Raw genomic sequence first — 21,104 nt, forward strand, 5'->3', positions numbered from 1 at the left:
CAAAAACCCCTATCGCCATCATGTCAGACCCGCCTCCCCCTTTTCGATGGCGCGCAGGGCGGCGTGAAGCCGGTCCCGCAGCGCCGCCGCGTCCCCTTGCATGGAAGCGGTCCCCCCGCCCCCGCTTTCGACGGCCTGCGCCGTCCGCTCCAGTGCCCGCGCCGCGGCGCTCACCTCCGGAAAGCCATAGGTGCCGCCGCTGCCCTTCATGCGGTGGGCCGCATCGACCACGCGCCGGGCCGGCGAATCCGCGTCATCGAGGACCGCCAGAACCTCCCGGCAGGCCTGGGCGAAGCGGTCCATCAGCCGGGCCCGATCGGCGCTGGACAGCCCGCCGGCGACCGGCCCCACCGTGAGCGGCGCACTCTGGACCGCCGAGGACGGAGCGGGCGCGCAGGAGCCGGACGGCGCGTGCCGGGCGAGCGCGTCCTGAAGCGCGTCGGGGTCCACCGGCTTCGCCACCACCTCGTCCACGCCGGCCTCCAGATAGTCCGCCCGATCCTCCGGAGAGCTGTTGGCGGTCACCGCGATCACCGGCACCAGCGCGCGCTCCGCATCCGGCAACGCGCGGATGCGCCGTGTCACCTCCACGCCATCGATGCCCGGCAGCCGCATGTCGAGCAGGACGACGTCCACGGTCCTGGTCGCCAGAACCGCCAGGGCCGCCTCGCCGCTCTCCACATAGACGGCGCGATGGCCGCCCGGCGCCAGATACTCGCGCAGGATGGCCTGGTTCTCCGGCGCGTCCTCCACCACCAGGATGTCCAGGCTTCCCGGCATGGGCATGGGAGCGGCGCGGTCCGGTGACGGATCGGCGACCGGAAGCGGGCGGGTCGGCAGCGAGACCGTGAAAAGGGAGCCGCCACCCGGCCGCCCCTCCAGACAGACGGTGCCGCCCATCAGCCGGACGAGCCCGTCGACGATGGCGAGGCCCAGCCCGGCACCCTCCCGTCGGTTGCCCTCCAGCCGGCTCCCCTCCAAACGATGGAAGGGCTCGAAAATGATGGCCTGCGCCGCCCGCGGCACGCCGGGGCCGCTGTCCGCCACGGTCAGGCACAGGACGACCGTCCCGCTGGCCGCATCCGGCGGCGCCGGCCTGGCGGTCAGCGTCACCTCCACCCCGCCGCGTTCGGTGAATTTCACGGCGTTGCTCAGCAGGTTGAGAACGATCTGGCGCAGGCGCAATGGATCGATCCAAAAGCGCGCCGCCCCCAGCCCGCTGACCGTCAGGGACAGGGCGAGCCCCTTCTCCTCGGCGCCCGCGCGCATCAGCGCCACGGCGTCCTCGACCAGCGCCACCACGTCGGTGGGCTGAGGATGAAGCTCCATCCGGCCCGCCTCCAGCCGCGACAGATCGAGGATGGTGTCGAGCATCGAGACGAGATGCCGTCCCGCCCCGTCCGCGACGCGCAGCCGCTCGTCCATCTGGACGGTCGGTCCCTCGCGGCGGATCACCCGCACCATGCCGAGAATGGCGTTCAGCGGGGTCCGGACCTCGTGGCTGAGGTTGGCGAGGAAGCGTTCCAGCGTCGCCGACTTGTCCGACAGGGCGCGGGTGCGCTCGGCGATCTGGCGCTCCAGCCCCTCGTTGAGGGCGACCAGTTCCTGCGACAGCCGGCGCTCGTTGAGGAAGGCCGTCTCCACCCGCCGCCCCAGCACCAGCGCGTGGCTGAACAGGAACAGCAGCGCGCCGTAGGGGACGAGGTCGATGCTCTCGAAGAGATGCGCGTACATCAGCGCGTCGTGCACCACCGACCCCAGGAAGGCCAGCGCCCCCGCCCCCAGCAGGAGCGCGCCGGAATGGCGGCGCAGGGCGGCCACGGCGAGGCGCCACGCGAAATACAGGGCCGACAGCACGAGCAGCAGGCTCGCCACGTCGCGCAACCGGGTGAATTGCGCCGGCTCGGTCACCAGCACCAGGAACATGCCGGGCACGGCGACCGCCATCATGGCGCGCCCCACCCCACGGTGCAGGCATCCGGGAAACAGCTCGCGCAGCAAGTGGAAGTAGATCGGGTAGAACAGGTAGATCGGCAGATATTCCAGCCGGTAGGCCCACACCTCCGACACGCCGGGGAAGAAGACGCGCAGCAGTTCGCTGGTGCAGATCAGCCGCATGGCGCAGGCGGCCAGCAGCATGACCAGGAACAGCGGGGCCGCCGACAGGCGCCGGCGCAGGAAGGCGCCGATGAACAGCGCCATCAGGGACAACGACATCAACGCCCCGGCGTTGGTCATCAACTGCCGCTGCCACAGCCGCGACAGCCCGCCGTTGGCGTCGAGATAGATCGTGCGCCCGATTCCGCCCTCGAAATGGAAGTGGTTGGAGACCTCCACCGCCAGTTCGATCACCCGCTCGCCGCCATGCATTGTGACGAAACGGGAAACGGAGGACGACTGCTCCTGCGCCGCGGCCAGGGCCGGAACCCCCGCGGCGGCGACCGAGCGGCCGTCCACCCACACCCGCATGGCCGAGTTGACCGGCGGAACCTTCAGCGTCAGCGGCGGCATGCCCGGCGGCAACAGGATCTTCAGGCGGAAGGTGGCGGCGCCAAACCCGTCCATCTTCCGGCCGTCCGGGCGCTCGGCGCCGTTCCAGATCGCCGGCAGGGCGAAGGGGGTCCAGAGCGCCCCATCCGGCTCCGGCAAGGGATTCAGGGTTTCCTCGCCGGCCAGACGGTCCCAGGACACCAGCCATTCGCCGTCCAGCGACACCGGCCCGTCGAGGTCGGCGTACCAGCCGCGCAGGTCGAGCACGCCGCGTTCCGCCTGCGGCAGGGCGGTGGCCAGGGCCGGAACGCTGCCCGGAGCGGTGCAAAGAAAAGCGAGGAGCAGAACCGCGCCCAGCCGTCGGGCGGCACAAGCAAAAATGGCGGTTACGGACGGCATGACGGCAGGCGGCAGTGGCACCGGGGCACAGTTCCTTCGACAGGCGCATGGTACAGGCCGCGGCCCGACCCGCAGGTCGAATGGCGCCCAGCCAATCCCATCATGAGAGGTATCGCAAAACGGCCGTTGCTGAAATACCGATGCACCCAGGCATTTAAAGCCGAAACCCCATGAAACCGAAACCGGCCACGCTGCGAAGTATAATCGGCCATCGGCGCAACAACGACTCAGAAATTCGCAACAAGCTTCATCAATCGTAAATCCTATAGAAAATGTGGCTTTAACCTCTCAATCGAGGATATAGCCCATACTTGGCGCAGACCACCGAACGTGGCGATTTCAACAGAGATCGCTAATAGGCAGAGCGCCCGGAACCGCCCGATCACAGGCGAATTTCCGGACGCTTCCAACCCTTGCAGCCGATGGCACCCGATGGGCCGTGGCGCTGAACGCGGTCAGGCCATCGCCTTCATCTGCTTGTCCATGCGGGCGAGCACGGCCATCACCTCCTTGCAGCGGCTCTTCACGTCCTCGTCGGTCTCCGGGATGCCATCCTGGGAGGAGATGTTGCGCCAATCCTTCAGGAAAGCCTTGAGTTCCGGCATCTTCGGCAGCTGGGTGCCGACGCCGCGGATGTCCTCCTTCCACAGATCCTGGTAATCGCTCACCGTCTTCGCCGTCTTCAGCTTCTTCGCCAGCGACAGCATGTACTTCTCCAGGATCTCCCGACCCTTGGCGCGCACCTTGTCAGCCTTCTCGATGGCGTCCTTCATGCCCTCGTAGTCATCGACGATCTTGTCGCCGAGCGAGGACTGGTTGAAGGCGACGAAGAGCTGATCGGCGGTCTTGGCCACCTTCTCCGCGTGGGCGGCGGAGTCCTTCGGGATCAGCTTGTTCGACTTGAACCTCTTCGCCGTCGCCTCGGCCAGATCGCGGAGCTTCTGGAGCTGGGTGCGCAGCGGCTCGACCGAACGCTTGTACTCCGCCCGCGCCTCGTCCAGCAGCGAGTCGAGGTCGTCCAGCGTGGCGTTGCTGGGGGCGTTCACCGACACGCTCAGCGTCTTCCAATTGATGGCGCCGTGCGCCTTGTCCACCGCCTTCATCGCATCGCCGACGCCGGTCTTGCCGGCGATCTTGGCGATGGCGCCCTTCTTCTTGTCCCAGTCCTTCTGGGTCAGGATGTCCGGGATGTCGATGCGCTTCAGGGGACCACCCATGTCTCAGCTCCTCCGCTTAACCAAACATTCACCCTATCGGTCTGCATGGTAGGAGGCGGGCGCGCCCCTCGGAATCGGCGATTGCTCCTCTCCCACCACTACCGGAACCGAATGGGTCCAAAACGGCGGCTTCGCTCCCCGCCTCGTTTCAGCGGCCGCCCACCAGCTGCACCACGCCCTTGCAGACGGTGGCGAACTCCTTGATGAGGTCGGTGATCTGACGGGCGGTGTAGTCGGGCGGCACGCGCATCGGCGGCCCGTCGCCGCCCTGCCCGGCCCAGGGGGCGAGCTTCCGGCGGTAGAAGTCCGGATCGGCGCGCAGCCCGTCCAGCGCCTTCGCCGCGGCGAGCTGGGTGGCGAGATCGCGGGCCAGCGCCGGGAACAGCTCGTTGTAGGTGTCCGGCGTCGGCTTGGCGCGCACCTTGGCGACCCCGGCGGCGGCGCGGGCCAGCGCGCCGTTGATGTTCGCCTCCCACCGCTTCTGCGCGCGCTCCGACGAGGCGGCGTCCTTCTCGGCTTGGCCGGCTTGCGCCTTGAAGCGGTCGGCGTCCGCGCCGATGTCCGCCTCCAACTCGGCGAGGTCCTTGGCGAGCGCCTTCATCGCCCGCTCGCAGGCCGCCGCCGCGGCCTTGTCGCCACGGCTTGCCGCATCTTCGTCCAGGGCCTTGTCGAGCGCGGCCAGATAGGCCTTGCGCGCCTTCACGGCGTCCTTCCCCGCGGCGGCAAGATCCTTCGCGGCCTCGTCACCGACCGTGCCGGCGCGGTGGACGGCGTCGCCGGCCTTCAGCGCCTTGACCAGCGCGGCATCGCCGTTCAACGCGGCGGCGACCGCCTTGGCGTCCTTCGGCCGATGCTTCGCCGTTGCGGCCTCGAAGCGCTTGCGGGCCGCGGCCCAGCGCTGCTCGTAAGGGACATGCGCCATCGCCGCCCGCCCGCTCCGACGCTACGCGACGGTCGGCTGGAGGCGGTCCTCCAGGGAGCGGATGGCGGCCCAATCGCGCTCGAAGACGGCGCGGTCCGGATGCGCAAGATAGATTTTCGCCAGCACCTGCGTCAGATCGAGCGTCGGCACCACCTCGTCCCCGACCCGCGGCACGAGGCCGTAGCCGCGCACACTCGCCATCCCATCCAGAATGGAGAAATCCGGCAGCGCCTCCACCCGGCCCGACACCAGCACCGGCAGATAGAGGACCATCGCGTCGGCCTGGAACCGGTAATGGCCATCGAGCAGCGGCCCGACCGCCGCCGCCCCGTCGAAGGCGTCGACCAGCAGATCCACCTGATCGTGCCCGGTGCCCGCCGCGATGCCGGTGGTGGAGCCGGCCGGCCCCATGGCGCGCGCCGCGATCTCCACCAGCGCCGGTCCGCGCGCGGTCATCCGCACCTCGGCATGGCCGGCGCCGTCGGTGATCTCCAGCGCGTCGAGGACCCGGCGGATGTAGGCCATCAGCGCCTGCGCCACCGGCTCCTCCGGCGGCAGAAGCCGGTAGTAGTCGTAGACGAAGGGCGACCCGTTCAACGCCCGCTTGGCCGACAGCAGCACGTCGCAGACATAGTGGCGCCCGCCGCGGCTGACCGTGTTGACGACGTATTCGAGACCGTCCAGGTAGGTCTGCACCAGCACCCGCTCGTTGGCCGAGCCGCAGAAGTCGCGGCTGCCCAGGATGGCGTCCACGGCGGCGCGCAGCTGCGCGGGGGTGTCGCAGAAATAGACATGGTCGGTGGAGGCGCTGGCCATCGGCTTCGCCACCACCGGCCAGCCCGCCTGCGCCGCCCACTCCACCGCCTCCGCGGCGCCGGTCGCCATGGTCTGGCGGGCGGTCAGCAGGCCGGCGGCGGCCAGTCGCTCGATCATCATGAACTTGTTGCGGCGCGCGGCGGTCAGCTTCGGGCTGTTGCCCGGCGTGCCCAAGACGGCGCCCAGCGCGTCGGTCAGCTCCACCGCGGACTCGTTGCCCGGCAGGATGAAGGCCGGGGCCAGCGGGCGCAACCGCTCGGCCAGAGCGTCGAGATCGCCGTCATGGAAGATGTGCGCCGCGAAGTCGTCGGGCTGGTAACTGCGCAGCAACGACGGGGCGAGGTCCGGGCGGCTCTGCACCGCGATCACCTCGTAGCCCCGCGCGCGCAGGCGTGGCGCCAGAAGGATGCCGGTGGAATAGGGATCGACGACGACCGCCGTCTTGCGGGAAGCGCTCACGGCGTGACCTCCAGCGCGGCATCCTGCGGCACGACGCCCTGAAACGGAGCCGGCACCGCCTCCACCGGGCGCGCGTAGGTGACCAGCGGCACGGGGCCGTCCAGCTCCACCGAACGCCCGATCCAGCCGGCCTCGATCACCGCCCTCTGCTCCTCCAACTCCGGCACGGCGAAGACGCGCTCGCTGCCCGGCACCCAGGCGGGCGGCGCCGCGCCCAGGTCGCGGTGCAGCAGATAGCGCAACCGGCCGCTGGCGTGCATGACCAGCACCCGCCGCACCAGGAAGCCGCCGGCCAGCAGATTCGACAGGCTGCGCGGGTTGGACAGGGCGACGCGCGAGAACAGATGCGGGCGCCCGGCCCCCAGCGCGTGGAGGGTGCGCAGAGTCACCAGCAGCCGTTGCAGCCCGTTGCCGCGGAAGTCCGGATGGACCATGCAACTCGCCATGTGGGCGGTGGCGGTGACGGCGGGGCGCGTGCCCGGCAGATCGTCCACGAAGGCCGGCATGCCCGGCTGCGGCAGGCCCAGGATGGCGCAGCCGATCAGCCGCCCCTCGGCCTCCAGCCCCAGCGTCACGCCGCGCTCGCCCAGATGCAGACCGGCGAACTCCGGCGTTTCGGGGAAATAGGCGTCGATGTCCGGCAACTGCCCGAAGATGTAGCCGCGGAACGCCTCCAGCGCCGGCAGGTCGGCGGGGCCGAGGAAACGGATGCGGTAGGGAACGCAGACCGGCTCGCCGCGCCGGACGCGCAGCATGCCCGTGTGGACCGTCTGTTCGGGGGATAAGAGGACCGTCATGTCAGGCGTCCTGCACGATTTCGGCGATGTTGAGCAGGCGCATCGGCGGGTAGAGGTCCAGTTGCTTGGCCGCCCCGATGCGCAGCAGCAGGGAGAAGCGGTTCAGCGTCTCCACCGGAATGCCGTCGGCGGGCTTGGCCCCGGTCAGGATCTCCACCGCCTTCAGCCCGGCGAAGCGCCCGACGTTGACCGCCGGGCTGACCAGCCCCATCAGCAGGTTGGCCCGGCGGATCGGCAGCTCGGTGGAGCAGAAGGTGGCCAGCCGGTGGGCCAGCGCCTGCTCCGCCACGACCGCGTTGTTGTTGGAGGCGACCAACGTGTCCGGCCCGATGTAGACCAGCTCCGCCCCGGCGCGCGCCGCGTCGGCGATCAGGTCGGGGATGGCGGCGGCGACCGGCGCGCCGGAGGCGTCGCGCGGCAGCGCGGCGTCGTGGATCTCCACTCCCTGGCGGGCGGCCTCCTCCTTCAGATCGCGCACGGCGACGACCATGTTGTCCTCCGCCGGGTTGTAGACCGCGGCGATCTTCTTCCAGCGCCGGTAGGACAGCATCGTCTTCATCTGCACCGCGGCTGGCGCGATGTGCCGCGTGCCGGTGACCGCGCGCCCCGGACGGTCGAGCGCGCGCACGACGCGCGACGCCACCGGGTCGGTAACCGAGGTGAAGACCACCGGCACATCGGTCAGGAAGCGCGACGGGTCCGGATCGTCGTAGCGTCCGACCGCTCCCAGCGTCAGCGGCGTGAAGACCGTCACCACCAGATCGGGCTTGGACGCCCGGATCTCCGGCAGCAGCGCCGGCATGGCGGAAGCCTGCGGCACCTCGCGCACCTCCACCGTGGCGGACAGGCCGCTCGACGCGATGAAATCGCGCAGGCCCAGCACGTCGCCCACATCCTTGCGCGGGGTCAGCACGACGATGCGCGCCGGCTTGGCGGCGGTGAAGGTCCTGGCCGCCGGACCGAAGGATGGCTGCGCGAAGGATGGTGCGGCCCCGGCCAGCAGAGTTCCGGCGCTCAGGGCTCCCGTCAGGACGGTGCGGCGGGACAGGCTCATGCGGGGGTCCTCTGCGGGAAATCGGCGGGCGGGCGCGGGCGGAACAGGGCGCTCAGCAGAAGCTGCACGGCGACGCAGGCCGCCAGCACCGCGCCGATGCCCTTCAGCGCCCCGGCGTAGCCGTAATGGGCCAGGAACAGCCCGGCCAGGAAGGGCGCGACGACGGAGCCCAGCCGCTCGATCAGGCGGAACATGCCGATCACCGTGGTCTCGCCCAGCGCCGCCCGCTCCTTGACGCAGACGTCGGCGAGCATGGCGAGCTGCGGCGCGCCGAGCATGGCGTGCGCCACCCCCAGCAGGGCGACCCCGGCCAGCGCCGTGCCGAGCGACCCCGGCATCGACAGCACCCAGGCCGCCCCGGCGGCGACCAGCCCGCCCGCCACCAGGAAGCCGATGCGCTGGCCCGAGCGGTCGGACAGCTTCGCGGCCATCGGCGACACCACGATCATCAGCAGCCAGTAGAGCAGCAGTACGCGCCCGATCCAGGATTGGCTGACCCCCTGGTCGTCCAGCGCCAGCGGCAGCAGGAAGAACAGAAGCGCCGTCAGCCCCAGCTTGGCCGGGACCGCGCTGAAGACGGCCAGCCCGACGAAGCGCGGGTTGCGCAGGCACAGCACGGCGTCGGCCAGACGCAGGCCGCGGCTGGATTTGGCCTGGGCCGCGCGCACCCGCGGCAGCACCTGCCACGCCATGAAGGCGGCCAGCAGCGCCAGCCCGGCGGAGATCAGGAAGGTCGTGCGGAAGCCCACCTGCCCGGCGATCACGCCGCCGATGGCCGGGCCGCAGACGCCGGCGCTAAGGATGCCGCCGGCGTACATGGCGATGGCCTGGGCGCGCTGCTTGGGGTCGGTGGCGTCGATGACGAAGCCCTGAGCGGCGATGAAGACGCTGGCGTAGCCGATGGCGGTCAGGCAGCGCGCGACGATGAGCTGGATGAGGTCGGTGGCGAGGCCGGAGCCGACGAGGCCGACGAAGGAAAGCAGCGCCCCGCCGAGGAACACGGTCCGCCGCCCGCGCCGTTCCGACACGCTGCCCGCGATCGGCTGGCTGACCGCCCAGAGCAGCATGAACAGGGCGATGGGCGCGCCGATGACCATCTCCATCGACAGGCCGGGCACCGGTTCGAACAGCTGCTTGATGTAGACGGACAGGAAGGTGCGGGTCAGTTCCTCCGCCAGGGAGAAGATGAAGATGGCGAAGCGCAGCTCGACCACCCGCTGCATCATGCCGATCTTGGTCATCGCCTGCTCGGAGGCGGTCATGTCGGCCTTGTGCTGCACGCTGTCCAGCGCCCAGTCGACGGCGCGCGACAGCTCGCCCACCTCGTCGCGGTTGCGCAGGGCGACCCGCACGCCGAGATGCCCGTCGGCGGCCTGCTTCATCACCGCCGTCACCCGGCGCAGCGGCGCCGCGACGGAGGAGCCGACGACCAGCAGAAGAATCTCGATGTTGAGCAGGATGGCGACGATCAGCACGGAGCCGAGGTCGAACACCACCTCGTTCATGGCCGAGCGGACATAGCCGGAATCGACGCCGACATGCAGCCGCGCCGCCTCGTTGCCCTCCAGCGGCAGGACGGTGTCGAGGAATTGCGGGGACTCGCCCTCCGGCGGGGCGTCGGCGACGGTCAGGCGGTTGCCGGACCGCGCCTCCTCGGTCCCGGAGAAGGCGTGGAGGCGCCCGCCGATCTCCAGCGCCAGATACTTGACGTCCGGGTTGGCGGCCAGCGCGTCGGACAGCAGCTCGTCCACCCCCACCAGCTTGTCCAGTTCGAAGCCGAGCGCCACCGCGCGGTCGATCTGCGCCACCACGTAGGACCCGACGACCTCGGCCTTGCGGGCCAGCTCCGGCTCGATCAGCGGGCGGAACAGCGTGTTGACGTGGTTGGTCTGGACGGCGAGGCTGACCAGCATCAGGACGGACACGACGCCCGTCAGCATCCAGTTCAGGCGGCGGATGAAGGACAGCTTCATGGCGTGACTCCCGCCGGACGCGCGGCTTCCGCCGCCGGACCGGCGGGCTGGGGATGCCCCTCCTCCGCGCCGTGCTGCTGCTGTTCCAGGATGCGGTCGGCGAAATCCTTCAGGCCGGGGGCGAAGGCCACCAGCTCCGGGGTCAGGTTGGGCGGCTCGCCCATGCCCAGTTGGTTGATGCTGGCGGTCATCTCGCGCAGCCGGCGCTGGATCGGGCGCAGCAGCAGCCAGACCGCGACCATGGTGACGAGAAGCCCGGTCACCAGATTGATGCCGCCGGACAGCAGCAGGTCCGGAATGGTGCCGCGGATGCCCGCCTGCACCTCGCCCAGCGAATAGGTCAGGGCGACGCCGCCGGCCACGCCGCCGAAGGCGTTGCGGATGCCAAGCAAAAGCGCTTGGCTGTCGCCATCGGCGACGGCCGCCACCCGGTCGGACTTGCCGTCGCGGGCGAAGGCCGCCTTCCAGCCGGCGGGGATCGCGCCCACCGGCCCGCCGCGGCCCGCCGCGGCCAGCACCTCGCCGGTGTCGGTGAACAGGACCAAGCCGGTGATGCGGTCGTCCCGCGCCATTGCGCGCTGGATCAGCGCGTCGAGATTGCGCAGGGCGGTGATGGACACGCCGAGGCTGACGGCGCCTTCGACCTCCCCCGCCAGCCCGCGCAGGGCGACGGTGAAGCGGGACGCCACGGTGTCCTCCACCATGCGCTCCATCTTCAGATAGGAGAGCGCCGCGGTGGAGAGCAGCGCGAAGCAGAGCGCCACCTGCAGCAGCAAAATGATCTTGGTCGTCAGGGTCAGGCGCATGGGTCCGGTGCCGGCAAGGGGTGCGGCCACCTTACGCGCATCGCCCGCACCGCCGTTTCCGAGACGGGTCCAGTCTGGAGAAGACCCCGGCGACATGGCTCCGCTCCGGCCCGACCCCTCCCGACGCGCACCTTTGCCCACCGTACCGCAACCGGAAAGGGCAATCCGTTGAATTTGACTTATCAAATCAAGAATAGTCGACGGCGCGCTTCCGCGGTTTTATGCCGTTCCGCCTAATCCATCGAATTTTTACGGAATTTTGAGACATTTATCGATCGCTCTATTTTGGACCATGATTGCATCCATGATGGTTTGCTTTGCGTGGTAATCCTTAAGCACAGCATTCCATGCACCCAACGGGGGAAGGGCTTCGATGCGGATCGAGTTGGAGCGACCCTTGGCGTGGCCGGTGCGTCCGGTCCAGACCAGCGCCGGCCTTCATGTTTCGGCGACGTCCATCCTGATCGCCTGCGCGGATCGCGCGCTGGGCATCGGCATGCACGACGCCTTCGAACGCAACGGCCACCGCATCCACGTCACCCACGACCCCATCGCGGCGCTCGACACGCTGGAGGCGGACGGCAGCATCGGCATCGTGGCGGTGGAGCTGGCCCTCCCCCATTTCGACGGGCTGGCACTGGTCGAGCGGATGCGCAAAAGCGTGCAGCGGCATCTCCAGGTCATCGTCGTGGCACCCGACGCCACGGCGGCGGACGTCGTTCGCGCCATGCATCTGCGCGCGGCGGATTTCGTCAGCGACCCGCAGGACGGCAGCCAGCTCCACGGCGCCCTCGCCCGCGCGTTGGCCGCCCATCAGGCGGCGGCCCCGCTGCCCGCCCCGCCCGCCCCGCCCCCGCACGCCGGCAACGGCGAGTTGCAGGGCGCGCTGGAGAACGCCTACCGCCACGGCCTCGCCCTCATCGAAGCGGTGAAGGCCCTGCGGGAAAACCAGCCGGAGGCTGCCGCTCCGGCTCCGGTCACCGCACAGGCCGTCCCGTCGCCGATCCCCGCCGCGGCGGGGGAGAACCGTCGGCTGGCGGTGTTGAGGACGCTCCAGCAATCCCGCGTCGCCCGCGACAAGTATTTTCCGAAGGGGCTGTTCGAGGACCCCTGCTGGGACATGCTGCTGGACCTGATGGCCAACCATCTGCGCGGGCGGCGGATTTCCGTGTCGTCGCTGTGCATGGCCTCGGGCGTTGCCCAGACCACGGCGCTGCGGCGGATCACCGAACTGCACGACCGCGGGCTGGTGCGCCGGATCGCCGACGAGAAGGACGGCCGCCGCGTCTTCATCGAACTGACCGAGCAGGGGATCGCTGCCCTGTCCGGCTATGTCGAGCACATCCAGGAACTGACCTGACCGGGCCGGACCGGCGCGAATTGGCCCGGTCCGGCGGGTTTCCCGCCCAGACTGCTTCAACCGGGACCCGTCCCGGATCGACAGCGCCCCCCGAACGCGGCCAACATCGCGGTCAGGAACGCCCTGCGCGCAGGACGGCGGAGACCCGATGGCCGACCAGAAACTGAAGGATGTGATCGTCGTCGCGACCCCCACCGAGGGGATCGGCCCGACATCCTCCCTGCCCACGCGCCCGGCGACGCCCAGCGAGGAGCCGGACCGCCAGCGCATGGCCGAGCGGCTGCGCGCCCAGGGCTGGAGCTACCGCCGCATCGCGGAGGAGCTGCAAGTCTCCTACATCCTGGTGTCGCGCTGGCTGGGGGGTGACGGCGCCACCCCCGGCGGTCCGCGCCCGCCGCCCGCTGCCGCCGCGCCCTCCCCGCCGCCACCGGCACCCGGCGGGACGCGGACGGCCAAGACGACCAAAGCCGCGAAGGCGGCCGCCAGCGCGGCGGCTGCCAGCGCCGACGAGGACGTTCTGGCGCTCCAGTTCCGCGCCTTCGAGCAGTATGTGCGCGAGGTCATCGACGCGATGGAGACGCGGCACGAGTCGCTTCTCCAGCGTCAGGAGGAACTGATCCAGGCGCTCGACACAGAACGCGCCGCCGCCCGCGTGCGGGAGGAGGAACTGCTCGCCACCCTCGACCAGGAGCGCCAGCGCTGGAGCGAGGCCGAGGACCGCTTCCGCGAGGAGCTTGAGCGCTTCAAGGCGGAGATGCGCCGCGGCCAGGGCGCGGCGAGCGCGGTCGCCGTTGCCGCCACGGCCCTCGGCGGTGGTGGCGACGACGAAGAGGAAGAATCCTCGGATTTCTCCGCCTTCAGCTTCGACGACGATGAAAACGAAGCCAAGGACGACGATGCGGGCGGCGGTGACGCCAACGCCTTCAACTTCGATGATGACGAGGACGAGGACGGCGGCAATCCCTTCAGCTTCGATACCGACGACGCCGAGGAGAAGTCCGAAGACGAAGCGACCGACTCGGCCGACAGCGCCGACGACGACGGCGACCCCTTCAGCTTCGATGATGACGAAACGGAGGAAACGGCCGAGGTCGCCCCCGCCAAGACGGATGCGGAACCGGACGAGGACCCGTTCTCCTTCGATACCGACGATAATCCGGACGAGCCCAAAGCCGAAGCCGAGCCGGCCGGAACCGCAAAAGCCGACGCCGAGGACGATCCTTTCTCCTTCGACGACGAGCCAGAGCCGGAGCCCGAACCGGAGGCTCCGCCGAAGAAGAAGGGGCTCTTCGGCTTCTGGCGCAAATGACCGCCCTGCCGAGTCCCTGAGAAGAGCGCGGGCGCACACGTTTGCGTGTTGATCGCGCCCCAATGGCGGTTGTATGAATGGGCGCATGACTCAACCGCGCCGCACCCTGTCCGCCGCCGAGCGGTTCGACTGGCTCCGACTCATCCGAACCGAGAATGTCGGGCCGATCACCTTCCACCGCCTGCTGGAGCGGTTCGGCAGCGCCGGCGCCGCACTGGAGGCGCTGCCCGACCTCGCCAAACGCGGCGGGCGGACCAAACCGCTGCGCATCGCGCCGAAGGCGGACATAGACCGCGAACTGGCCGCCAACGACCGCATCGGCGCCCGCCTGATCTGCTCCTGCGAGCCCGACTATCCGGAACCGATGGCGGCGCTGGACGACGCGCCCCCGGCGGTGTCGGTCCTCGGCCATCCGCATCTGCTGCAACGGCGCGCCGTGGCTCTGGTCGGGGCGCGCAACGCCTCGATGAACGGCAAGAAATTCGCCGAACGGCTGGCGCGGGAGCTGGGCGAGGCCGGCCTGCTGGTCGTCTCCGGGCTGGCGCGCGGGATCGACACGGCGGCCCACGCCGGGGCGCTCGGCAGCGGAACCGCGGCGGTGGTGGCGGGCGGCGCCGACGTCGTCTATCCGCCGGAGAACGAAAAACTCTACCGCGACATAGTGCAGCAGGGCGTGATCGTGGCGGAAAGCCCGGTCGGTACCACGCCGCAGGCCCGCCATTTCCCGCGCCGCAACCGGCTGATCTCCGGTCTGTCGCTGGGGGTGCTGGTGGTGGAGGCGGCGCTGCGCTCCGGCTCCCTCATCACCGCGCGCATGGCGCTGGAACAGGGGCGGGAGGTGATGGCCGTCCCCGGCTCTCCGCTCGATCCGCGTTGCCAGGGCACCAACAATCTGCTGCGTCAAGGGGCGGCCTTGGTGGAGGGGGTGGACGACGTGCTGCGGGCGCTGGACAACCTGTCGCCGCCGACCCTGCGGGAGCGCCAGGGCGACCTGTTCGCCCAATCCCGCCCCGCCGTTCCGTCCGAGGCGGATCTTGAATCGGCGCGCGCCGTCATCCTGGAAAACCTCGGCCATACGCCGGTTGCCATTGACGAACTCGTCCGCGGGTGCCAATTGTCCGCTCCGGTGGTGTTGACCGTGGTGCTGGAACTTGAGCTTGCGGGCCGTGTCCAGCGCCAGCCTGGGAATCAGGTGAACCTGATCTGATCCCGATCCGCACCGCCGGTGTATGGGATAGGCACTTTCAGGGGCGCGGACTCTTGCCGGGCAGCAACGTCGTCATCGTCGAATCGCCGGCCAAGGCGAAAACCATCAACAAATACCTTGGCTCGGACTACACCGTGGTCGCCAGCTTCGGCCATGTCCGCGACCTTCCGGCGCGCGACGGGTCGGTGCGTCCGGACGAAGACTTCGCCATGGACTGGGAGCTGGGCGACCGCTCCAAGCGCCACATCGACGAGATCGCCAAGGCGGTCAAAGGGGCCGAACGCGTCTATCTCGCAACCGACCCGGATCGCGAAGGGGAAGCCATCGCCTGGCATTTGTCGGAGCTGCTGCGCGAAAAGCGGCTGATCGACGACTCCAAGGTCCAGCGCATCACCTTCAACGAAATTACCAAGACCGCCGTCCAGGCCGCGCTGGAGGCCCCGCGCGACGTCTCGCGGGAGCTGGTGGACGCCTATCTGGCCCGCCGCGCCCTCGACTATCTGGTCGGCTTCACCCTGTCGCCGGTGCTGTGGCGCAAGCTGCCCGGCTCCCGCTCGGCGGGCCGCGTGCAGTCGGTGGCGCTGCGCCTGATCTGCGAGCGCGAGTCGGAGATCGAAGTCTTCAAGCCGCAGGAGTACTGGACCATCGAGGTGGGCTTCGCCACGCCGGGTGGCGCCTCCTTCACGGCCCAGCTCACCCAGCTCGACGGCAAGCGGCTCGACAAGTTCGCCCTGCCCGCCCGCGAGGCGGCGGAGGCCGCGGTGGCGCGCATCAGCCCGCAGTCCTTCTCGGTCGCGACGGTGGAGCGCAAGCAGAGCCGCCGCAACCCCTCTCCGCCCTTCACCACCTCGACCCTGCAGCAGGAAGCCTCGCGCAAGCTGGGCTTCGGCGCCACCCGCACCATGCGGACCGCGCAGCGGCTGTACGAGGGCGTGGACATCGGCGGCGAGACGGTCGGCCTGATCACCTACATGCGAACCGACGGCGTCAGCCTGTCGCAGGAGGCCATCGAGGGCGCCCGCAACCTGATCGGCTCCCATTGGGGCGAGCGCTACGTCCCGGCCCAGCCGCGCGTCTACAAGACCGCCGCCAAGAACGCCCAGGAAGCGCACGAGGCCATCCGCCCGACCGACCTGTTCCGCCGCCCGGAGGAGGTCGCCACCTACCTGGAAGGCGACGAGCTGCGTCTGTACGAGCTGATCTGGAAGCGCACGCTGGCCAGCCAGATGGAAAGCGCGGTGCTGGATCAGGTGGCGGTGGACATCGCCTCGCCGTCCAAGGACGTCGTGCTGCGCGCCACCGGCTCGGTCGTCGTGTTCGACGGCTTCCTCAAGGTCTATCAGGAGGACCGCGACGACGGCGCCGCCGATGACGACCAGGAGCGCCGCCTGCCCGCCATGGAGCAGGGCGACGCCCTCGCCCGCGGCGACATCAGCCCGGAACAGCATTTCACGCAGCCGCCGCCCCGCTACACCGAGGCGAGCCTGGTCAAGAAGCTGGAGGAGCTGGGCATCGGCCGCCCGTCCACCTACGCCTCCATCCTCCAGGTTCTCCAGGACCGCAACTACGTCCGGCTGGACAAGCGCCGCTTCATCCCGGAGGACCGCGGCCGTCTGGTCACCGCCTTCCTGAAGAACTTCTTCAACCGCTACGTCGAGTACAACTTCACTGCCGACCTGGAGAACAAGCTCGACGAGATCTCCGACGGCCGGATCGACTGGAAGACCGTGCTGCGCGACTTCTGGCGCGCCTTCCACGTCGCGGTGGACGGGACCAAGGACCTGACCATCACCCAGGTGCTGACCACGCTGGACGAGGAGTTGGGGCCGCACTTCTTCCCGACCAACGCCAACAGCGACACGCCGGGCCACGACCCGCGCGTCTGCCCGGTGTGCAGCCAGGGCCGGCTCGGCCTGAAGCTCGGCAAGATGGGCGCCTTCATCGGCTGCTCGCGCTACCCGGAATGCCGCTACACCCGCCCGCTCGCCGTCGCCAACGACGAGAACGGCGAGGCGCAGGAAGGCCCGCGCGAGCTGGGCAACGATCCCGAAACCGGCCTGCCGGTGACCGTGCGGCGCGGTCCCTACGGCGCCTACATCCAGCTCGGCCCGCCCCCGGTGGTCGCCGCGCCGGCTGAGGCGGTGGTCGAGGAAGCCCCCGCCGACGGCAAGAAAACCAAGGGCAAGAAGAAGGTCAAGGTCGAGGCGCCGAAGCCCAAGCGCGTCTCCCTGCCCAAGGGCGTGGCCGCCGCCGACGTGGACCTCGATACGGCGCTGAAGCTGCTGGCCCTGCCGCGCAGCATCGGCAACCACCCGGAGACGGGCGAGGACATCAGCGCCGGCATCGGCCGCTTCGGCCCCTACCTGAAGCACGGCAGCGTCTACAAGTCGCTGACGCCCGACGACGACGTGCTGACCATCGGCATCAACCGCGCCGTCGACCTGCTGGCCGGCGCCGCCAAGAAGGCGTCGGCCCCGGCCAAGACGCTGGGCGACCATCCGAAGACCGGCAAGCCGGTCACCACCGGGTCCGGCCGCTTCGGTCCCTACGTCAAGCACGGCTCCGTCTACGCCTCCATCCCCAAGGGCACGGAAGCGGACAGCGTGACGCTGGAGCAGGCGCTGGAGCTTCTGGAGGCCAAGGCCGCCAAGGACGCCGCCAAGAAGGGCAAGGCTCCGAAGGACGCCGAGCCGGCGGCGGCCGACGGTGCCGAGGTGCCCGCCAAGGCCGAGAAGGCGACCAAGGCCAAGGCGACCGCCACCAAGAAGGAGCCGGCCAAGAAGGATGCGGCGAAGAAGGCCGCTCCGAAAAAGGCGGCCGCCAAGAAGGAAGACGCAGGGGACGAGGAAAAGCCTGCGGCCCGCAAGCGGGCGTGACGCCTTACTTCATAAACATCGACAACGCCATCTTAACCCTCTCCCCTCCGGGGAGAGGGTGGCCCACAGGGCCGGTGAGGGGGTTGCGCGTGTCACTGCGTCCGGCACAAGCGCAACCCCCTCACCCTAACCCTCTCCCCGGAGGGGAGAGGGGATAACTGCCGCTCTTGACTCCCTACCGCACCCAACGCATGACGCCGCTCTCGAACGGCGTCCAGGCGCCCATGGTCACTCCGGCGGCGCGCAGGGCCTTGCCGGTCCATTCGTTGCAGGTCTCGACCGGGCTGTAATGGCCGACCGCCTCGTAGAAGAGGTCGGTCGCGCCATAGCCGCTGCCCGGCAGGGGCAACGCCCGCCCCTCCCCGTCGCGGCGGAAGCTGCCGCGCACGAAGGCAGCCAGGGCGCCGTATTGCCCCTCGTCCAGCACCACCACCCCGCAATCCGGGCTCCCCGCCGGGCTGTGCAACGCGTAGACATGCATCACCGACGGCCCTCGGCCGAACAGGGCGGACAGCGCCGTGGCAAGCCGCAGGTCCGACCATTGGCGGGTTTCCAGATAAAAGGCGCGATCGCCCCAGCCAAAGGAGCGATGGCTCGCCCGGCGGCCGGCGCCGGGAAAGTCGCCGTCCGGCAGGTCGATGGTCCAGTCCACGGTGTCCGTGACGGCGGGAAGCACCAGATCGGTGTGGATGCCGTTGGTGCAGACAAAGACCTCCACACCTTCCCGCGCCGCCGGCCGCCCCTCCACCGCGAGACGGGACAGCACCGCAGCGGCCAGCAGGTAGGCTCCGGCCGCAATCGCCGGAACGGCCAACGCCAGCGCCACCCCGTTCCGTACCACCCTCATGGATGCGCTCCCGCCACGCCCGGCACGGTTCTGGCGCGTCTTTGTGGCGGAGCCATGGCGCGGCGGTTGGATTCGCCACGCCCAGGGCTTACTTAAGCGGTCCACTCTCCACGGCACGGATTCCCTTGACCGACACCTCCCGCCGCTCCGGCAGCTTTCCCGATAAGGACACCGTCCTCTCCTTCATCCGCGACAGCGCGACTCCGGTCGGCAAGCGCGAGATCGCGCGCGCTTTCAAGCTGTCGGGCAGCGACGACCGCGAGAGGCTGAAGGCGCTGCTGAAGGAGTTGGAGGCCGACGGCGCCGTGGAACGCGGGCGCAACAAGCGCGTCGCCCCGCCGCAGTCGCTGCCGGAGGTCGCCGTGCTGGAGGTGACCGGCACCGATGCGGACGGCGAGGTCACCGCACGCCCGGTCACCTGGACCGGCGAGGGCAACCCGCCGCGCATCTTCCTGATGCCGGAGAGGAAGGGCCACCCCACGCTGGGGACCGGCGACCGGGTGCTGGCGAAGCTCAGCCGCATCAACGACCGGCTGTACGAGGCCCGCACCATCCGCCGGCTCGACGGCACAGTGGGGCGCGTCCTCGGCGTCTATTACCCCGCGGCGGACGGCGGGCGCATCGTCCCCACCGACAAGCGCAACAAGACCGAACTGCTGGTCCTGCCGGCCAACCGCAACGACGCCGAGCCGGGCGAGTTGGTGCTGGCCGACCTGCTGCCGGCCTCCCGGATGGGCCTGCCGCAGGCCCGCGTCGCCGAGCGGCTGGGCCATACGGCGGAGCCGCGCGCCGTCAGCCTGATCGCCGTCCACACCCATGGGCTGCCCACCGACTTCCCGCCCGCCGCCCTGCGCGAGGCGTCGCACGCCGCCGTGCCCTCCCTGACCGGACGGACCGACCTGCGCGACCTGCCGCTGGTGACCATCGACGGCGCCGACGCCCGCGATTTCGACGACGCGGTGTGGGCGGAGCCGGACCCCGACCCGGCGAACGAAGGCGGCTGGCACCTGTTGGTCGCCATCGCCGACGTGGCCTTCTACGTCCGCCCCAATTCGGCGCTGGACCGGGCGGCATACGAGCGCGGCAACTCCGTCTATTTCCCCGACCGCGTCGTGCCGATGCTGCCGGAGGCGCTGTCCAACGACCTCTGCTCGCTCCGCCCCCATGAGGACCGCGCCTGCGTCGCGGCGCATCTGTGGATCGACCGCCACGGCGCGCTGCTGCGGCACCGCTTCGTGCGCGGACTGATGCGCTCCGCCGCGCGCCTGACCTACGAGCAGGTGCAGGCGGCCCGCGACGGCGCCCCGGACGAGGCGACGGCACCGCTGCTAGAGACGGTCATCGCCCCGCTCTACGGCGCCTACGCCCGCCTGTGGGCGGCCCGGCAGCGCCGCGGCACGCTGGAGCTGGAGCTGCCGGAACGGCGCGTGCGGCTGGACGAGCGCGGGCGGGTGGCGGAGATCGCGCCGCGCGAGCGCCTCGACAGCCACCGGCTGATCGAAGAATTCATGATCTGCGCCAACGTCGCGGCAGCGGACAGCCTGGAGCGGGCGGGCATGCCCGGCCTGTTCCGCGTGCACGACCAGCCATCGCTCGACAAGCAGGAGACACTGCGCGAGTTCCTGACCGGTATCGGCTACACGCTGCCGCGGGTGCCCCGGCTGAAACCGGCCCATTTCACCGCAATCCTCGACCGCGCCGCCGGAACGGCGGACTCGCAGCTGGTCAGCGAGGTCATCCTGCGCAGCCAGTCGCAGGCGGAATACAGCCCGGAGAACATCGGCCATTTCGGCCTGTCGCTGGACCGCTACGCCCACTTCACCTCGCCGATCCGCCGCTACGCCGACCTGATCGTCCATCGGGCGCTGATCCGCGTGCACGGGCTGGGGCCGGGCGGGCTGGACGACGCGGCCATGGCCGGACTGACCGACATCGGCGAGCACATTTCGATGACCGAACGCCGCGCCGCCACGGCCGAGCGCGATGCCATCGACCGTTTCACCGCCGCCTTCCTGGCCGACCGCGTGGGTGCCCTGTTCACCGGACGGATTTCCGGGGTCACCCGCTTCGGCCTGTTCATCCGGCTGGACGAGAACGGCGCCGACGGGCTGATCCCCGCCAGCACCCTGCCCGACGATCAGTACGAGCATGACGAGCGCGCCCACGCCCTGGTCGGCCAGCGCACCGGCCGCCGCTACCGGCTGGGCGCCGCGGTGACGGTGGTGCTGATGGAGGCCGACCCGCTGACCGGCAGCACCCTGTTCGCCCTGCCCCGCGCCGAGGGTGACTTGACCGGAATTTCTGTTGGCGGAACCGATCATCCGTTGCAATCCGGCAACCCCGATCGCCCCACGGGAAACGCCCGTTTCGCGGGCCACGCAACCCAGAAGCAACGGAAGCGTGGCCGCTGAGTCACAGTGGTGGACATTCCACGACAAAGAGTCTTGCCCCCGTCTTTTGTCCCGCCAGCCCTCATTTCTGAAGTGCTATTCCTTATCCGTTCGAACCCGGCGGGCAACCGTCCGGGTCCGCCTGTGGGAAAGGAGGCCGCGTACGGCGCGCCATGGGCATA

The 21,104-nt window shown here is 70.0% G+C and carries 14 protein-coding genes; 5 read left to right on the forward strand and 9 right to left on the reverse strand.

Features of this window, described 5'->3' with window-relative positions; all coding sequences use genetic code 11:
• Positions 1 to 18: 18 nt before the first annotated feature.
• The 8 genes from ABAZ39_RS33165 to ABAZ39_RS19035 all read right to left on the reverse strand — a co-directional run bounded on the left by ABAZ39_RS33165 (position 19) and on the right by ABAZ39_RS19035 (position 10,963).
• Complete coding sequence (locus tag ABAZ39_RS33165; RefSeq protein WP_081863162.1) at positions 19 to 2,910, reverse strand: response regulator; 2,892 nt, start codon at positions 2,908 to 2,910, stop codon at positions 19 to 21.
• Positions 2,911 to 3,344: 434 nt separating this feature from the next.
• A complete protein-coding gene (locus ABAZ39_RS19005; protein ID WP_040134380.1) occupies positions 3,345 to 4,106 on the reverse strand; it encodes a hypothetical protein in 762 nt (253 codons plus the stop codon).
• 148 nt (positions 4,107 to 4,254) lie between these two features.
• Entirely contained in the window at positions 4,255 to 5,028 is a 774-nt protein-coding gene (locus tag ABAZ39_RS19010; protein ID WP_040134381.1) for a hypothetical protein, read from the reverse strand.
• Positions 5,029 to 5,049: 21 nt separating this feature from the next.
• Positions 5,050 to 6,303: an ATP-grasp domain-containing protein gene (locus tag ABAZ39_RS19015; protein ID WP_051658259.1), complete on the reverse strand. Its 1,254-nt coding sequence runs from the start codon at positions 6,301 to 6,303 to the stop codon at positions 5,050 to 5,052.
• A complete protein-coding gene (locus ABAZ39_RS33170; protein WP_051658260.1) occupies positions 6,300 to 7,100 on the reverse strand; it encodes a GNAT family N-acetyltransferase in 801 nt (266 codons plus the stop codon). Before ABAZ39_RS33170 ends, ABAZ39_RS19015 begins: the two co-directional genes overlap by 4 nt.
• A gap of 1 nt (position 7,101) precedes the next feature.
• On the reverse strand, positions 7,102 to 8,154 hold the full coding sequence (locus tag ABAZ39_RS19025; RefSeq protein ID WP_040134382.1) for an ABC transporter substrate binding protein: 1,053 nt from the start codon (positions 8,152 to 8,154) through the stop codon (positions 7,102 to 7,104).
• Positions 8,151 to 10,127: an MFS transporter gene (locus tag ABAZ39_RS19030; protein WP_040134383.1), complete on the reverse strand. Its 1,977-nt coding sequence runs from the start codon at positions 10,125 to 10,127 to the stop codon at positions 8,151 to 8,153. The genes ABAZ39_RS19025 and ABAZ39_RS19030 overlap by 4 nt, the downstream gene beginning before the upstream one ends.
• Positions 10,124 to 10,963 carry a hypothetical protein gene (locus tag ABAZ39_RS19035; RefSeq protein WP_247881657.1) on the reverse strand — a complete coding sequence of 280 codons (840 nt, stop codon included), beginning with the start codon at positions 10,961 to 10,963 and terminating at the stop codon, positions 10,124 to 10,126. The genes ABAZ39_RS19030 and ABAZ39_RS19035 overlap by 4 nt, the downstream gene beginning before the upstream one ends.
• A gap of 343 nt (positions 10,964 to 11,306) precedes the next feature.
• On the opposite strand from ABAZ39_RS19035, the gene ABAZ39_RS19040 reads away from it, so the two are divergent.
• From ABAZ39_RS19040 to topA, 4 genes are all read left to right on the forward strand, one after another.
• Positions 11,307 to 12,293 carry a response regulator transcription factor gene (locus tag ABAZ39_RS19040; RefSeq protein ID WP_040134385.1) on the forward strand — a complete coding sequence of 329 codons (987 nt, stop codon included), beginning with the start codon at positions 11,307 to 11,309 and terminating at the stop codon, positions 12,291 to 12,293.
• A gap of 148 nt (positions 12,294 to 12,441) precedes the next feature.
• Positions 12,442 to 13,602: a helix-turn-helix domain-containing protein gene (locus tag ABAZ39_RS19045; protein WP_040134386.1), complete on the forward strand. Its 1,161-nt coding sequence runs from the start codon at positions 12,442 to 12,444 to the stop codon at positions 13,600 to 13,602.
• Positions 13,603 to 13,687: 85 nt separating this feature from the next.
• Complete coding sequence (gene dprA, locus ABAZ39_RS19050; protein ID WP_040134387.1) at positions 13,688 to 14,809, forward strand: DNA-processing protein DprA; 1,122 nt, start codon at positions 13,688 to 13,690, stop codon at positions 14,807 to 14,809.
• A gap of 53 nt (positions 14,810 to 14,862) precedes the next feature.
• The gene (gene topA, locus ABAZ39_RS19055; RefSeq protein WP_040134388.1) at positions 14,863 to 17,685 is read left to right on the forward strand and encodes a type I DNA topoisomerase; all 2,823 of its coding nucleotides are present in this window, start codon (positions 14,863 to 14,865) and stop codon (positions 17,683 to 17,685) included.
• A 175-nt stretch (positions 17,686 to 17,860) separates the two neighbouring features.
• Here the strand turns inward: topA and ABAZ39_RS19060 are convergent, their stop codons facing one another.
• Positions 17,861 to 18,532, reverse strand: coding sequence for a TIGR02117 family protein (locus tag ABAZ39_RS19060; RefSeq protein ID WP_040134389.1), 672 nt, complete (start codon positions 18,530 to 18,532; stop codon positions 17,861 to 17,863).
• Between the two features lie 125 nt (positions 18,533 to 18,657).
• On the opposite strand from ABAZ39_RS19060, the gene rnr reads away from it, so the two are divergent.
• On the forward strand, positions 18,658 to 20,943 hold the full coding sequence (rnr, locus tag ABAZ39_RS19065) for a ribonuclease R (RefSeq protein WP_040134390.1): 2,286 nt from the start codon (positions 18,658 to 18,660) through the stop codon (positions 20,941 to 20,943).
• Positions 20,944 to 21,104: the final 161 nt, after the last annotated feature.

The sequence above is a fragment of the Azospirillum argentinense genome, assembly GCF_000632475.1.
GTDB lineage: Bacteria > Pseudomonadota > Alphaproteobacteria > Azospirillales > Azospirillaceae > Azospirillum > Azospirillum baldaniorum.

Excerpts from the sequence above, each read along its gene's own strand:
- ABAZ39_RS19040 (WP_040134385.1), top strand. The coding sequence starts at position 11,307 with ATGCGGATCGAGTTGGAGCGACCCTTGGCGTGGCCGGTGCGTCCGGTC.
- ABAZ39_RS19045 (WP_040134386.1), top strand. The coding sequence starts at position 12,442 with ATGGCCGACCAGAAACTGAAGGATGTGATCGTCGTCGCGACCCCCACC.
- ABAZ39_RS19030 (WP_040134383.1), bottom strand. The coding sequence starts at position 10,127 with ATGAAGCTGTCCTTCATCCGCCGCCTGAACTGGATGCTGACGGGCGTC.
- ABAZ39_RS19005 (WP_040134380.1), bottom strand. The coding sequence starts at position 4,106 with ATGGGTGGTCCCCTGAAGCGCATCGACATCCCGGACATCCTGACCCAG.
- ABAZ39_RS19025 (WP_040134382.1), bottom strand. The coding sequence starts at position 8,154 with ATGAGCCTGTCCCGCCGCACCGTCCTGACGGGAGCCCTGAGCGCCGGA.
- ABAZ39_RS19010 (WP_040134381.1), bottom strand. The coding sequence starts at position 5,028 with ATGGCGCATGTCCCTTACGAGCAGCGCTGGGCCGCGGCCCGCAAGCGC.
- ABAZ39_RS19060 (WP_040134389.1), bottom strand. The coding sequence starts at position 18,532 with ATGAGGGTGGTACGGAACGGGGTGGCGCTGGCGTTGGCCGTTCCGGCG.
- dprA (WP_040134387.1), top strand. The coding sequence starts at position 13,688 with ATGACTCAACCGCGCCGCACCCTGTCCGCCGCCGAGCGGTTCGACTGG.
- ABAZ39_RS33170 (WP_051658260.1), bottom strand. The coding sequence starts at position 7,100 with ATGACGGTCCTCTTATCCCCCGAACAGACGGTCCACACGGGCATGCTG.